The organism is Actinosynnema sp. NPDC049800, assembly GCF_040656635.1.
Lineage (GTDB): Bacteria > Actinomycetota > Actinomycetes > Mycobacteriales > Pseudonocardiaceae > Actinosynnema.
Window position 1 is genome coordinate 17,872 of the sequence record NZ_JBFAMT010000077.1, and the last position, 14,874, is coordinate 32,745.

A 14,874-nucleotide genomic window follows, 5' to 3' on the forward strand; every position below is an offset into this window, starting at 1 on the left:
ACCAGCCCGACAACCCCGCGACTTGGCCCATTCGGCCGCACGGGTCTGGACAGGCGCCCACCACGCGATCTATAAATCCATCCCATGTCGGTCCGCCGCTCGCACGAGGGCGGACATGCCGCCGACACGCCACGAGGGGTGGTTGCCCGACCGTCCGCCCGACGGCCGGGCACCACCCGTGCCCCTCACCGGACGAAGGAGCGTGCGTGATGGACGGCCCAGTGGACCGGAGGGGCTTCCTCGCCCTCGCCGCGTTGGCGACCGGAGCCGCGGTCGTCCCCGGCGGACTGTCGGGCGGACGGGCGAACGCCGCCGTGCCGCCGCACGTCACCCTGCCGGAGCGCGGCATCCACGACACCGGTCACGCGACGTCCTGGACCGACGGCTTCGTGACCGGGAACGGCGAGTACGGCGCACTGCTGCACGGCGCGCCGACCCTGGAGAAGGTGATCTTCAACTACCACCGGCTGGTCCTGCCGAACGGCACCCGCTCCCTCACCCCGCCGGTGACCGCCGGACGGCTGGAAGCCGCGCGGGACAAGGCCCTCGCGGGCGACTACGCCGGCGCGAACCGGGACTTCGCGGCCGGGTGGTCGTTGCGGTGGACGCAGACCTACCACCCCGCCTACGAGCTCCGGATCTCCACTCCCGGCACGACGACGGTCAACGACTACGCCCGCGTGACCGACTTCCGCACCGGTGAGGTCACCTCCACGTGGACCGACGGCTACGGCGCCTGGACCCGCCGCGCGTTCGCCTCCCGGGCCGACCGGGTGATCGTCCACGAGCTGCGGCCGGCGACCGGGCGGACCGTGGACGCCACGCTCACCGTCCACACCGCACTCGAAGGGCTGCCCGCGGGCCTGCGCTACACCACCCTGGCCACCATCAGCGGCGGCTCGGGCTACCTGAACCTGCGCGGCGCCTACCCGACCGGGCAGGGCGCGTTCGGCTACGAGGGCGTCACCCGGGTCGTCCCGACCGGCGGCACGGTCAGCGCGAACGGGTCGGCCATCGTGGTGACCGGCGCGACCCGACTGCTGCTGCTCACCGCACTGGACCGGTACGAGACCTCGACCGCCTGGGACTCCCGGCCGCTGCACGCCCGGCTGGCGGCGCTCGGGGCCGACTACTCCGCGCTGAGCTCCCGGCACACCGCGATCCACACCGCGGTGTACGACCGCTCGCGGCTGGACCTGAACGTGTCCGACGCCGACCGGCGGCTGTCCGCCAGCGAGCTGATCGCCCGCCAGAACGGCGACCGGGACGTCATCGACCTCGCGTTGCTCGAACGCCTCTACGACTCGGGCCGGTACTTCTTCCTCAGCTCCAGCGGCATCCTGCCACCGCGGCTGACCGGCATCTGGACCGGCACGTGGTCCGGCGCGTGGGCCGACGACTTCACCACCGACGCGAACGTCAACCTCCAGGTCGCCGGCGGCAACATCCTCGACACGACCGAGGCCATGCGGGGGTACTTCTCCCTCGTCCTCGGCCAGCTCGCGCACTGGCGCACCAACGCGCGCAACCTCTACGGCGCCCGCGGCTTCCTCGCACCGTCCCGCACCGACGGCGAGTACGGGCACATGCTGCACTTCGACCCGGGCTTCCCCGGCCAGACCTGGACCGGCGGCGCCGACTGGCTGCTGTACCCGTTGATCGAGTACTACGAGGTCACCGGCGACCACGCGTTCCTGCGCGACGAGCTCGGCCCCGCGCTGATGGAGCTCGCGCTGTTCTACGAGGACTTCCTGACCCGCACGGACGCCAACGGCAAGGTCGTGTTCGTGCCGTCGTTCTCGATGGAGAACAGCCCCGGCAACACCGGCGTCCTGCTGGCGGTCAACGCGACCGGTGACGTCATGGCCGGCAGGCACGCCCTCCAGGCCGCCATCTCGGCCGCCGACGCGCTCGGTGTCGAACAAGGCGCGGGCCAGGGCGTCGCACGCTGGAAGGCGCTGTTGGCCAGGATCCCCGCCTACCGGATCAACGGCGACGGCGCGCTCGCCGAGTGGTCGTGGCCGACCCTGACCGACCGCTACGACCACCGGCACGTCCACCACCTCTACGGCGCGTGGCCGCTGCACGAGATCAACCCCGAGGAGAAGCCCGAGCTGGTCCGCCCGGCGCTGCGCGCGTTGGAACTGCGCGGCGACCAGAACATCTCCGCGCACGGCAGCCTGCACCGGGCCCTGGCCGGCGCGCGGCTCAAGGACGGCGGCAAGGTCTACGACAACCTGCGCAAGATCATCGGCAACAACATGGTCTTCAAGTCCCTGATGACCTCGCACAACCCCGACCTGGACATCTACAACGCCGACGCCGCCAACGCGATCCCCGCCGTGCTGGCCGAAGCGCTGATCTACTCCCGTCCCGGCGTGCTCGAAATCCTCCCGGCGCTGCCCGCGCAACTGGCCAAGGGCACGATCACCGGCGTGCGGGCCCGCGGCCGGATCCACGTCCACACCTTCGGCTGGGACCTCGCCGCCCGCACGGCCACGCTCTCGCTCACCTCCGCCGTCGACCAGCAGGTGACCCTGATCAGCCGGCCCGGGATGGCGTCGGTGACGACGTCGGCGCCCGTGACCGCCTCGCCACTGGGCAACCACGCCCGCCAGGTCACGCTGACCGCCGGGCAACGCACGGACGTCACCGTGTCCCTGCCCGCCACCTCCCTGCCGACCGGCTGGCACCGGCTGCTCAACCGGGCGAGCGGCAAGGCCCTGGACGTCACCGGCGCGAGCACCGCCGACGGCGCCAAGGTCATCCAGTGGACCCAGACCGGCAGCACCAACCAGCAGTGGCAGTTCCTCCCGAACCCGGACGGCTCGTTCCGGCTCGTCGCCCGGCACAGCGGCCGCCTGCTCACCGGGTCGGGACAAGGGGCTCAGCTCGACCAGTGGCCGGACACGGGCGGCGACAACCAGTGGTGGCGGCTCGTCGACGCGGGAGGCGGCCACCACCGCATCGTCAACGTCCGCACCGGGCTGTGCGTGGACGTCGAGGGCGGCTCGACGGCGGACGGAGCCCGAGTCGTCCAGTGGCCCGCCAACGGCGGCGCCAACCAGGAGTGGAGGATCGTCACCTGACGACCGGGGCTCACCCGTCGGTGACCGGCGTTCTCGTGCCGTGCCCGTCCGCTCCGGCGCGCACGGCTCGCGGCGAGGCCCCGAGCTCGCGGCGGCACGCCTTGTTGAACGCCTGGAGGTCGTCGAACCCCACCGCCGCCGCGACTGCCGGGATGGGCAACGTCGACTCGCGCAGGAGGTGGCGGGCCCGCGCCAGCCTGCGCCGTCGGATGTAGGCCACCACGGTGTGCCCCATCTCGGCGTGGAACAGCCTGGTCAGGTGGTTGTGCGAGACGCCCGCGGCGGCGGCGACGGCGGGCACGGTGAGCGGTCCCGCCAGGTTCGCCTCGACGTGCGAGACCGCCGCGGCCACCGCGCCGTGCGGTTTCCCGGACACCGCCAGGTCGGCCACCCGCCACAACACCGTCCAGACTTCCGCCTGCGCCATGGCCGCGGACCTCGGCGCGACCGCGATGGCGTGCCGCAGCAGCCCGGCGAGCAGCGGTGTGTCCACCCCGGCGTGCTGCATGACCGGCACGGTCAGCTCCGGGCCCTTCCCGGGCAGGCGCAGGTGCGCGTAGAGGTGCTCGGACCGACCTCGGTAGCGGTACGACACCCGCACGCCGGGCGGGACCAGGCTCACGTGCCCCGGTCGGATGGGGTGCGTCGTGCCGCCGACGGTCAGCTCGGCGGTGTAGCCGTAGAGGTGCAGCTGCCACAGCTCGGGCAGCAGGAACTCGTCGCGACGGCTCGCCACACCGTGCACGGCCACGCCCAGGTTGGCCACGACCGGCGGCGCGTCCAGCCGGACCGTCACGTGATCCATGGTGAAAAATTACCACTAATGGTGAGCACGACCCATTACCCGGCACTGTCGGGCACCTACTGTCTGATGCATGGAAACCACCAGCCACCTGCTGTCCTCGGTGCTGATGGCGCGCTTCGCGGCACAGGGGTTCCTCCGACTCGACGCGGTCGTGCCCGACGACCTCAACGCCGCGGCGGTCGAGGCCCTGGAGCGCGGCATCCCGGGCGTGCCCTACGGGATCCCGCTAAACGTGGCGTTCCCGGACGGCTCGTTCACCCGTCGGCTCGTCGACCTGCCGCCCGTCGCCGGGGCGTTGCGCAGCCTGGTCGGCCCCGATCCCGCGGTCGACCACCTCGCCGTGCACGTGCGCGAGCCGAACGAGGGCAGCGCCCAGCCCCTGCACGGCGACGCGATCATCGACACCCGGCGCGACGCGTTCGACGTGCAGCTCATGTACTACCCGCACGACGTCACACCGGAGATGGGCGGCACGCTCCTGGTGCCGGGCAGCCACCTGCGCCTCACCAACGAGTCCGACACCGGGCGCTACCAGAACCTGCTCGGCCAGGTCCGCCTGACCTGCCCGGCGGGCACGGTGCTGCTGCTGCACCACGGCATCTGGCACGGCGGCCGGCGCAACGACTCCGCGCGGCGCCGGTACATGTTCAAGATCAGGTTCAACCCGACCGCGCCCCAGGTCCGGCTCTGGGACACCCGCGACCTCGACGACCCCGCCGTCGTGGCCGAGCTGTCGACCACCTTCCCCTGGTACGAGCACGCGACCGGGCGGCTGGAGATTTACAACCGGATCGCGCTGTGGCGGACCCTGACCGGCGACGACACCTTCGACATCGAGCACTGGGCCACCAGGGTGCACAACCGTCCGGGGAGGACCGCGTGAAGCAACGGGTGCTGGTGCTGTACCTGGCCACGTCGTCGCTCGACGACCGGGTCGTCGGCTGGGCGTCCTACGACGGCACCGGCCGCACCAACCCCACCACCGGGGACGGCGAGCAACCGCCGTACGCGACCGGGACCGACGCCCTGCGCGACGGCTGGCGGCTCTTCCAGGCCTCCCAACTCATCCCGCCGTACCCCGGCCACGAGTACGACACGTCGTTCCTCAAGCACGAGTTCTTCTTCGAGAAGGTGGAGTGACCCCTGGTCAGCGCGCGGCGAACTGCACGTTCGTGGCCTGGACGACGTCCGGCTCGATCGGCAGGGGATCCACCACCAGGCGCTCGCCGTGGAGGTCGGTGACCGCGACGGCCCCGCCGCAGCCCGCGCCGTTCTCGGAGAGGAAGTAGTTGTAGTCGGTGCGGAGCAGCTGCCGCCACTGCCCGCCCGCCTGGACCTCCAACCGCGCCACCGGGTTCCGGTGGTCGATGACCTGGATGCCGCACCAGTACCGGCTCGACCCGGTCTTGTAGCGCAGGGAGATCGTCTTCGACAGCTCGGGGCTCACCAGGGTCCAGGTGATCGGGATCTCGCCCAGGTCGGGCGCCGCCAGCCGGGCGAACGCCTCCGCGCTCAGGTCCAGTTGCCCCACCCGGCACGGCTGCGGGCACAGGTTGGTGATCCGCACCGTCAGGCTCGCGCCGTTGGCCGCGCGGACCAGGACGTGGGCGCCGCAGGCCTTGGCGTCCTCGTAGTCGACCCAGTTCATCGCGGCGGTCAGCGGGTCAGGGCCGGGGTCGTAGGAGCAGGCGCCACCGCCGTCGGAGTCGTAGAACGTCGCCACGCCCTGGTTGACGACCCCCGGCTTGATCCTCCCGGCGAGCGGCGCGTCACTCGCGACGGGCGCCGGTGTCGTGGCGGCCGCCGAGGGCGACGGCGCGGTGTCGGCCTCGCCGATCGCCGCGCTCGGCGACGTGGTCACCGGCGTGCTCGCACTCGGCGCGGTCGAGGAGGTGCCTGCAGTCACCGGGTCGCCTGCGACGGCCCGGTCCTGGAGCACGACGACGACCACACCGACAGCCGCCAGCACCACGGCCACCACCGAGGCCACCAACCACCGTCTTGGCACCGCACCTCCACACACGACGAACAAGGGCCGACGTCGAGCACGGCGGCCGTGATGGTGCCAAACGCAGACCCGCCGGGCAAGTGATCGTCGCCCACCCAGCCCGGACCTGGTCGCACCAAAGCGGTTCCCCGTCCGGTGGAGGCGATGTCCGGACGGGGAACCGCTTTTCAGGGCTGGTCACGGTGTCAGGAACAAGCGGTGCCGTTCAGGGCGGGTGAGCTGAACGGCGGTGTCGTTCCGCTGTAGCTCGCGTTGTAACCGATGGTCGTCGTTCCACCGGTCGGGAGCGACCCGTTCCAGGACGCGTTGGCGACCCGGACGACGTCGCCCGTGTCGGTCCACGTCCCGTTCCAGCCCTGCGTGACGGACACACCGGGCGCCGAGAACGTGAGGGTCCAGCCGTTGAGCAACTGGCCCCGGTTCCCGATCACGATCTCACCGGTGTAGCCGCCCGACCACTGGCTGACCACGCGGTGGGTCACCGTGCAGCCGCCGCCGGGGTTGTTGCCCGTGGTGGTTGTGGTCGTGGTGGTGGTGGTGGTGGTGGTCGACGTCGGGCCGGCCGCGATCGCCAGGTCGTACGCCCGCTGGGGCACGAACTGACCGGCCGGCGCGATGCAGCCGTCCGCCTCACCCGGCAGCTTGACCCACAGGAACGCGGCGATCCTGGAATCGCCCGTGTTCGTCGTGCTGGGCGTGCCGATCCCACGTCCGGCGGGGTCGCACCACTCGGTGCCCAGCGGGCCCTTGCCGTTGCGACTGGTGTCGATCACGGCGGTGAGCCTGCCGTCGCCGAGGGCGTTGAGGATGTTCTTGGTGTAGCTGACCTCGTCGGGCGTGCTGCGGTAGTTCGACACGTTCGACGCGATGCCGTCCGCGCTGTTGGAGATGTCCGCGGCGCGCAGCCTGTTCGCCGCCTCCGACGGGCTCAGCCAGGCCGAGTTGCCGATGTCGTAGTACACCTTGGCCTGCCCGGAACCCGACTTGAGCTTCTTGCCCGCGTAGGCCATCGACGCCCTGGTCTGGGCCTGCTGGTCGGCGTTCTGGCAGTTGCTCATGATCGGGAGCACGTCGGGTTCGAGCACGATCGCCGCCGGCCGACCGGCCAGTCCCGCCGCGACCTCGTCCACCCACGCCCGGTAGGCCTGGTGCGAGGGCGCGCCGCCACCGCTCGCCCCGCCGCAGTCGCGGTTGGGGATGTTGTAGACCACCAGGATCGGGATCTTCCCGGCCGAGGCGGCCGCGCCGACGAAGGAGCTGACCTCCGAGCGCACCGTCGAGGTGTTGGTGGTGGTGTACCACCGCGCCTGCGGCACGGAGGCGATCCGGTCGCGGATCACCGCGGCCCGGGAGTCGCCGGGGTTGGCGGCGACCCACTTCGCGCTGGAGCTCGACGGGTCGACGTAGAACGCCGACTCGGCCGCCTGCGCGGTCGCGCCGCCGCCGACCACCAAGGCCACCGCACCGGCCACGAGTGCGCTCGAGAGGAAGCACGCGGCCGCGGTTCGTTTGCTGGACGTCATGGTGTCCCCTGGCTCAGAACGCGGGGTAGGCGTTTTGGACCAGCGAGGTGAACCCCGCCGGGAACCACGCGCCCGCGTGCGGCGCGCCGGCCATGGCGCCGGTCAGGTTGCCGCCGTTGGCCTGGTCGTCACCGCGGAAGGCGGGGTCGCACATCGGGTCGTGCTGCTTGCCCTCTTCGTTCGGGCCGTCGGTCTTGGTCGCGATGCCGTCGGACTCGCCCGGGGGCTTGATCCACACGTAGGCGTCGAAGCCCGCGCGCGGCGCGGCCGTGGGCCGTGCGCCGATGCCCGCGCCGGCCTGGTTGCACCAGTTGCCCCGGTGGAGCTTGCGGTCGATGCGGCCGGAGTTCACGTACGCGTCCACCGTCGACCCGCTCGCGCCGCTGGGCCGGTTCGGGCCGCCCCAGCCGTTGCGGGAGGTGTCGACCAGCATGCCGATGCCGCTGGGGAAGCCGGCGGCGATGAACCGGTTGCGCATCTCGGTGCCGAAGTCGGCCTCGTCGAAGTACGGGTTCCACTGGTAGAACGTCGCGGACCGCAGCTGCTGGCTGCCGACGGTGAGGTTCGGGTCGGGCAGGTTGACCTCGTCGGTCGGCGAGGTGTTGGCCATGTTCGACACGAAGCCGTCGACGCTGTTGACGCCCTTGGTGGTGCCCTTGATGGTGTTGGCGATCAACGTCACGGCGGGGCCCATGTTCGAGTCCCAGCCCAGCCAGCCGGCGTGCGCGATGTCCACGTAGTTGTAGACGTTCGAGATCGCGCTGAGCTTGTTCAGGGCGTACTGGATGCCCTGGACGTAGGCGCCGCTGGAGCTGGCCTCCGCGCACTTGGGCTTGCTCAGGTTCGTCACCAGGTTGGGCAGCGAGTCGGGCTCGACGATCGCGACGATCCGCAGGTCCCGGTACTTCGAGTCGGCCAGGATGGCGGCGATGGGATCGATGTACTCGGCCTTGTAGCGCGCCAGGCCGTTCTCGCCGACCTTCAGCTCGCCGTTGGACGCCAGTGCGGCGCAGTCGCGGTTGGGCAGGTCGTAGACGACGACCTGGATCACCACCGGCGTGCCGCCGGCGGACTGCCGCAGCGCCTCGTCGAGGTGGCCCCGCAGGCCGCGCCCGGCGGTGATGGCGCCGATGCGGTCCATCCAGACGGCGGTGGAGTTCTCGGCGACCTTGCGCATGGACGTGCCCAGGGCGCCGCCGGTCGCGTCGGCCAGGGTGTTCACGTTCGCCACGTAGTCGGGGTTCAGGTAGCCCTTGGCGCCCGCGTACGGGTTGGCCACGTGCGTGCCGGGGGTGTCCGGCGACGTCGTCGTGGTGGTCGTGGTCGTCGTCGTGGTCGTCGAGGTCGTGGTCGAGGTCGACGTGGAGGTCGAGGTCGACGTCGACGTCGAGGTGATCGGGCCCCCGCCGCACGTGGTGCCGTTGAGCGTGAACGACGTGGGCAGGACGTTCGTGCCCGAGTACGAGGCGTTGAACCCGATGGTCGCGCTGCCACCCGTGGGCAGCGACGCCGCCCACGAGGGGTTCTTCGCGCTCACGTGCTGACCGGACTGGGCGTAGGTCGCGCTCCAGCCGTTGGTGATCTGCTGGTTGCCCGGGAAGTCCCATTCCAGGGTCCACCCGCTGGAGATCGGGTCGCCGAGGTTCTTGAGCGTGACGTTGGCCGTGAAGCCGGTGTCCCACTGGTTGACGCGGTAGTCGACCGAACATCCGGGTGCGGCGCTGGCCGACGTGCTCGCCAGCGTCAGCAACCCCGCGCACAGGGTCAGGGCGGCGGCAGCGGCACCGCCGCGTGCCAGTTTCGTTGCACTCATTCAGGGTCCTCGCAGCGTCGATGCTGTGGTGTGAGTTGGAGGTGGAGCTTTTCCGGGAGCGCTCCCAGTCATGGGGTGGCGAATCGGTCGTCGAGGGGTGGACACGGCAAGGCGGCGCGGCGGGCCGCACCTCCCGCGCGAAGAAGGATTCACTTCGGGTCGAATGTAACCACGCCGAACACGGCAGTCAATTGCCCGGAATGCTAAAAGTGTTAGCGCTAACTTTAGCTTTTTGGCTTACGAAAGCCTTTCGCGCCACAAGTCGATCAGGCCCGTCAAGTGCCGCTTTGCGGATTTCTTGCGCGAGATTCACCCCACCTGAACCGCCGCTACGATTGGCTTAGACCTAACCTTGTTAGCGCGCACAAGATGGCCGCACGGCCCTGCGCGCCGAACCGCCACCCGTTCACGGTGAAAAGCCCCGGTAGTCGAACCAGTCGAACGCCGCGACCCCGCGCGTGACGTACATGCCGACGACCCGCCCGGCGAGGCCGGTGCTGACTTCGGGCGACAGGTACCGGCCGTCCAACTCCGCCAGCGGGCCCGGATCGGCGCCGACGTGGAACGCGATGGTGTCCGGTCCGGCGGGCTCGACGCCGGCGGGTTCGTCGGTCGGCCGGACGAACGACGGCGGCACCAGGTCTGTCGTGCGGGTGACGACGGTGAGCGTGATCGGCCCCGGAGGTCTGGTGCGACTGGCCACGACCTGGCGCACCGGCCCGATCCTCGCGATCACGTCCACCCGGCCGGGCACCACCTCGAAGTCGTAGCGGTGCGCCTCGTCGCGCCGGATGCTCAGGCCCGCGCGGGCCGTGCCGGGATCGAGGTGGACCGACACCCGCGAGTCGAGGTGCCGCAGCCGGGTGCCGACGAACGTGCAGCCCGGTCGGTCGAGGGTCTCGCCGGTCGCGTGCAGCGTCAGCCAGCCGGGGCGTTCGGTCAACGACCAGGAGCCGTCCGGGAGCCCGCGCGGCGAGATCCAGGACGGCGCCAGCGCGAACCCGTCGAAGTCGTCGCGCGCGGGCTGCGCCGGCGCCGGGTCCGACGCCCGCGGCGCGGGCCTGGTCCCGTCCGCCCCGACCACGACCGGCCACTCGTTGCGCCAGCGCACGGGCGTCAGGAACACCTCCTGCCCGAGCACGTGGAAGCCGGACGGGTGCTCGCGGGTCCCGGGCCGCACCAGCCACCAGGTCCCCTCCGGGGTCGTGACGAGGTCCGCGCGGCCACTGCCCCCGGCCGGGCCGAGCGTGTCCACGAAGGTGCTCGGCGCGCGTTCGAACGGCCCTCGGGGCGTGCGCGCGCGGGCGACCACCAGCGACCGGTCGCACTCGAACAGCAGGTACCACCAGTCGCCGACGTGGTACAGGTGGGGCGCCTTCGGGGTGTCGTCGCAGCTCCAGGCCCGCCACGGTCCTTCCAGCACGGTTCCCCGGTGGGGGTCGATGCGGGCCGTGCGCCCGTCGGTCGTGGCGCACCAGCAGTCGCCGTTCTCGTCCCAGGCCAGGTCGGGGACGACACCGGGGAGGTCGATCCACACCGGGTCCGACCACCGCCCGGCGAGGCGGTCGGTCGTGACGACGAACGTGCCGCCCGCCGACAGGTCCGTCGCGGTCACCCAGAACCTCCCGCCGCGGTGGCGGATGGTGGGCTGGTGGATCCCGCGCGACGCGGGCGTGTCGGCGGGCAGCCGCAGCTGGTCCGGGCGGTCGAGGACGTTGCCGACCTGCCGCCAGTGCACCAGGTCGCGGCTGTGGAAGATCGGCACGCCCGGGAAGTACTCGAAGCTGGAGCACACCAGGTAGTAGTCCTCGCCGACCCGGCACACGCTCGGGTCGGGGTGGGATCCACCGATCACGGGGTTGCGGGCGGTGCGCACGGTGCTCCTTCCCTGGGTCGCGGGTGGACGTCGGACCGATCGGCGCGGGTGGGCCCGGTCCTCTCGCCGTGCTGTGCGCGAGAGGACCGGGTCCCGGAAGCAGCGCCCGCGGGCATTCGTGAGGCGACGGCGCCGGAGGGCGGGCGCGCCGCTCAGGCCGCCGTCAGACGCGGCTCCACCTCTGGTTGGCCTGGCCGTTGCAGGTCCACAGGATCAGCCTGGTCCCGTTGGCGGTGGCGGCCTGGTCGGCGTCCAGGCAGAGGCCGGCGTGGGTGTTGCGGATGGACCCGTCCGCGCCGAGGGTCCACTTCTGGTTCGCCTGGCCGTTGCACGACCACGTGATCACGCGGGTGCCGTTGGCGGTGCCCTGGTTGTAGGCGTCGAGGCACTTGTCCCCGAACACCCGGATCTCGCCACCGGTCCAGGTGGTCCACAGCTGGTTCGCGGCGGTGTGGCAGTCCCAGAGCAGCACGGTCGTGCCGGCGGCGGTGGAGGCGTTCTCGGTGTCGACGCACCGGTTGGAGCCGGCGCCGCGCAACCGGGAGGTGGTGGCGGCGATCGGGCTGCCGCCCGAGACGCGGAACGCGGCCACGCCGTGCGCGGGCACGCTCGCCGAGATCGCGCCGGAGGTGGTGGAGGCGCCGCCGGTCCACAGGTCGGTGAGGGAGAACGACCCGCCGGACAGGCCGAGCTGGGCGGCGGTGGTGGACACCGTGGCGGTGCTGCCGCCCCGGTTGAACAGGCCCACGGCGACCGAGCCGTCCGACAACGCCTTGGCGAAGACCTCGGTGTTGCCGTCGTCGCGCACGCGTCGACCGCCCGCACCGAGCCGGTCCTGGTTCACCGCGAGCAGCCGCGGGTTGCGCAGGATCGCGCTGACGTCGGCCGACATGGTGCGGATGTCGTTGCCCGCCATCAGCGGCGCGGCCATCAGCGCCCACAGGGCGAAGTGCGACCGCGACTCGGTCAGGCTCAGGCCGGGCCGCCCGACGACGAGCATGTCCGGGTCGTTCCAGTTGCCCGGACCGGTCTGCGCGGCCAGCGGCGCGGTGACGTCCAGGACGTTGCCCACGCCCATCGGGTAGCTGTTGGTGTTGCCGTTCTGCCAGATGTCGAGCAGGTCCTCGGTGGTGCGCCACAGGTCGGCGACCTCGCCCCAGTCGTACTTGTCGCCGGTCGGCGCGTGGAAGCTGTTGGAGTTGATGCTGTAGACGATCGGGCGGCCGGTGGCCCGCAGGGCGTCGCGCATGATCGTGAACCGCGCGACCTGCTCGTCACGCGTGCCGCTGCCCGAGCACCAGTCGTACTTCAGGTAGTCCACGCCCCAGGACGCGAACGACCGGGCGTCCTGGACCTCGTGCCCCTTGCTGCCGGTGGAACCCGGGTGCGTGCCCACGCCCTGGGCGCAGGTCTTCTCGTTGGGCGCCTGGTAGATGCCGAACTTCAGGCCCTTCGAGTGGATGTAGTCGCCGAGCGCCTTCATGCCGGAAGGGAACTTCGTCGGGTGGGCGCGCAGGTTGCCCTGGGCGTCGCGCTGCGGGTCGAACCAGCAGTCGTCCACCACCACGTACTGGTACCCCGCGTCACGCATCCCCGACGACACCATCGCGTCGGCGGCCTGCCGGACCTGCGCCTCCGTGATGCCGCAACCGAAGCTGTTCCAGCTGTTCCAGCCCATCGGCGGGGTGAGCGCGGGACTGCCCGGCGCGGCCTGGGCGACGGGCGCGCCGGGAGCCGCGGTGACCACGCCCAGCGCGGCGATGGCCGCCAGGGCGAGGTGGAGGAGTCGTCCGCGTGTACGGGTGGGCATCGTCGCCTCTTCGGTGTCGACCGGACGCCGTCGGCGTCGGTCACGGATGTCGGCAGGGGTGGTCGGTCGGGCGCGCGACAGGTCCGCGGGTGCTCACCGGACGGGATCGCGCCCGTCACCTCGCGGCCTGGTGTCGCGCCAATGAAACTATGACCAACCAAGACGGGTCAAAGCTAAATTGTGAGCGCTAACTTTGAGCACCGCGACGAGGAAAGAGGCAGACCAGGCCTTATCGTCCGGTCACACCTCGACGAGGCCCGGGAAGTTGCCCCGTTCGGACCACCGGCCGGCGTCCGCCACCCGACGTGCCCCACGGGAGGCCGCCGCGCGATCGGCGATCGGCGTGGCGGCGAGCTAAAACACCAGCGTCGACTTTAGCCGGGCGAACGAGGTTCACCCGACGCGGACACGGAAGACGAGTGTTCCTCCACTGTGGACGAGCGAGGACGTCGGCGGATCGGACCGCCCTTCCCGGCACGCACCACCCGGGCGAAACAGTTGCGTCACGTCTTGACCGAGCGTGAGCCGTCGTTCACAGTCTGAAGAGCACACCGACGCTCGTGGCCGTGGTTGCCGCCCCCGAACGCGCTTGTTCCCACGGGGCGGCCGACCAGGGTGGATGTTAGCGCTAACGCCAGTGCGTCCTGGTCGCGGCCCAGGCCCCGTGCGGCCCCCGATGGCGTCCCTGCCACCGCCGGCACCCGAGCCCGCGGTGTCCGACCCGAAGGACATGTGATGGAACATTCGACACGAGCGGTCATTCGGCCGGCGCTCGCGCGTCGACCGAGAACAACGGCGTTGCTGCTCGTCGTGGGACTGATCGCCACCGTGCTGGCGGTGGCGTTCCACGGTTCGGCCAAGGCCGCGGGCACGACCCTGGCCACCGCGGCGGCGGAGAAGGGCCGGTACTTCGGCACCGCGGTCGCCGCGGGCAGGCTCGGCGACTCGACCTACGCCGGGCTCCTCCAGCGGGAGTTCGACATGGTCACCGCCGAGAACGAGATGAAGATCGACGCGACCGAGCCGAACCAGAACCAGTTCACCTACGGCAACGCCGACCGGATCGTCAACCTCGCCCGATCCCAGGGCAAGCGGGTCCGCGGCCACACCCTGGCGTGGCACTCGCAGCAGCCGGGCTGGATGCAGAACATGTCCGGCAGCGCCCTGCGGTCCGCGATGCTCAACCACGTGACCAAGGTCGCCACCTACTACCGCGGCAAGATCTACGCCTGGGACGTGGTGAACGAGGCGTTCCAGGACGGCAGCTCCGGCGCGCGCCGCGACTCCAACCTCCAGCGCACCGGCAACGACTGGATCGAGGCGGCGTTCCGCGCCGCCCGCGCGGCCGACCCCGGCGCCAAGCTCTGCTACAACGACTACAACACCGACGACTGGACCCACGCCAAGACCCAGGCCGTCTACCGGCTCGTCCAGGACTTCAAGCAACGCGGCGTCCCGATCGACTGCGTCGGCCTCCAGTCCCACTTCAACGCCCAGTCCCCCGTGCCGGGCAACTACCAGACCACGCTGCAGAGCTTCGCCAACCTCGGCGTCGACGTCCAGATCACCGAACTCGACATCGAGGGCTCCGGCTCGGCGCAGGCGGCGAACTACGAGCGCGTCGTGAAGGCCTGCCTCGCCGTCGCCCGCTGCACCGGCATCACGGTCTGGGGCATCCGCGACACCGACTCCTGGCGCGCCTACGGCACCCCGCTGCTGTTCGACGGCTCCGGCAACAAGAAGCCCGCCTACACCGCCGTCCTCAACGCCCTCAACGCGGGCTCCAACCCCCAGCCCGGGGTCATCGACCCGAACGCGTGGTACGTGCTGGTGAACCGCAACAGCGGCAAGGCGTTGGACGTGTACGGCCTGGCGACCAACGACGGTGGTCGCATCGCGCAGTGGTCGCGCAACGACGGCGCGAACCAGCAGTGGCAGTTCCTGGACTCC

Annotated in this window: 10 protein-coding genes; 4 read left to right on the top strand and 6 right to left on the bottom strand. The window is 71.2% G+C overall.

Going from position 1 to position 14,874, the window contains the following annotated elements; all coding sequences use genetic code 11:
* The first annotated feature begins 209 nt into the window (after window positions 1-209).
* Entirely contained in the window at window positions 210-3,089 is a 2,880-nt protein-coding gene (locus AB0I91_RS41350; RefSeq protein WP_499641760.1) for a glycosyl hydrolase family 95 catalytic domain-containing protein, read from the top strand.
* Between the two features lie 10 nt (window positions 3,090-3,099).
* Here the strand turns inward: AB0I91_RS41350 and AB0I91_RS41355 are convergent, their stop codons facing one another.
* The gene (locus tag AB0I91_RS41355; protein ID WP_499641762.1) at window positions 3,100-3,894 is read right to left on the bottom strand and encodes a helix-turn-helix domain-containing protein; all 795 of its coding nucleotides are present in this window, start codon (window positions 3,892-3,894) and stop codon (window positions 3,100-3,102) included.
* Between the two features lie 70 nt (window positions 3,895-3,964).
* Between AB0I91_RS41355 and AB0I91_RS41360 the strand changes: the two genes are divergently transcribed.
* Window positions 3,965-4,777, top strand: coding sequence for a phytanoyl-CoA dioxygenase family protein (locus AB0I91_RS41360; RefSeq protein ID WP_498781934.1), 813 nt, complete (start codon window positions 3,965-3,967; stop codon window positions 4,775-4,777).
* Window positions 4,774-5,034: a hypothetical protein gene (locus tag AB0I91_RS41365; protein WP_498781936.1), complete on the top strand. Its 261-nt coding sequence runs from the start codon at window positions 4,774-4,776 to the stop codon at window positions 5,032-5,034. The genes AB0I91_RS41360 and AB0I91_RS41365 overlap by 4 nt, the downstream gene beginning before the upstream one ends.
* Window positions 5,035-5,041: 7 nt before the next feature.
* Here AB0I91_RS41365 and AB0I91_RS41370 read toward each other — a convergent pair whose 3' ends face one another.
* From AB0I91_RS41370 to AB0I91_RS41390, 5 genes are all read right to left on the bottom strand, one after another.
* Window positions 5,042-5,902, bottom strand: coding sequence for an expansin EXLX1 family cellulose-binding protein (locus AB0I91_RS41370; protein WP_499641764.1), 861 nt, complete (start codon window positions 5,900-5,902; stop codon window positions 5,042-5,044).
* Window positions 5,903-6,087: 185 nt separating this feature from the next.
* A complete protein-coding gene (locus AB0I91_RS41375) occupies window positions 6,088-7,425 on the bottom strand; it encodes a glycoside hydrolase family 6 protein (protein WP_499641766.1) in 1,338 nt (445 codons plus the stop codon).
* A gap of 13 nt (window positions 7,426-7,438) precedes the next feature.
* On the bottom strand, window positions 7,439-9,238 hold the full coding sequence (locus tag AB0I91_RS41380; protein ID WP_499641769.1) for a glycoside hydrolase family 6 protein: 1,800 nt from the start codon (window positions 9,236-9,238) through the stop codon (window positions 7,439-7,441).
* A gap of 406 nt (window positions 9,239-9,644) precedes the next feature.
* Window positions 9,645-11,114, bottom strand: coding sequence for a family 43 glycosylhydrolase (locus tag AB0I91_RS41385; protein ID WP_499617077.1), 1,470 nt, complete (start codon window positions 11,112-11,114; stop codon window positions 9,645-9,647).
* Window positions 11,115-11,277: 163 nt separating this feature from the next.
* Entirely contained in the window at window positions 11,278-12,924 is a 1,647-nt protein-coding gene (locus tag AB0I91_RS41390) for a glycoside hydrolase family 27 protein (protein WP_498781946.1), read from the bottom strand.
* Window positions 12,925-13,659: 735 nt separating this feature from the next.
* Here AB0I91_RS41390 and AB0I91_RS41395 point away from each other — a divergent pair.
* A partial coding sequence (locus AB0I91_RS41395) for a glycoside hydrolase family 10 protein (RefSeq protein ID WP_499641771.1) occupies window positions 13,660-14,874 on the top strand: 1,215 nt, incomplete at its 3' end.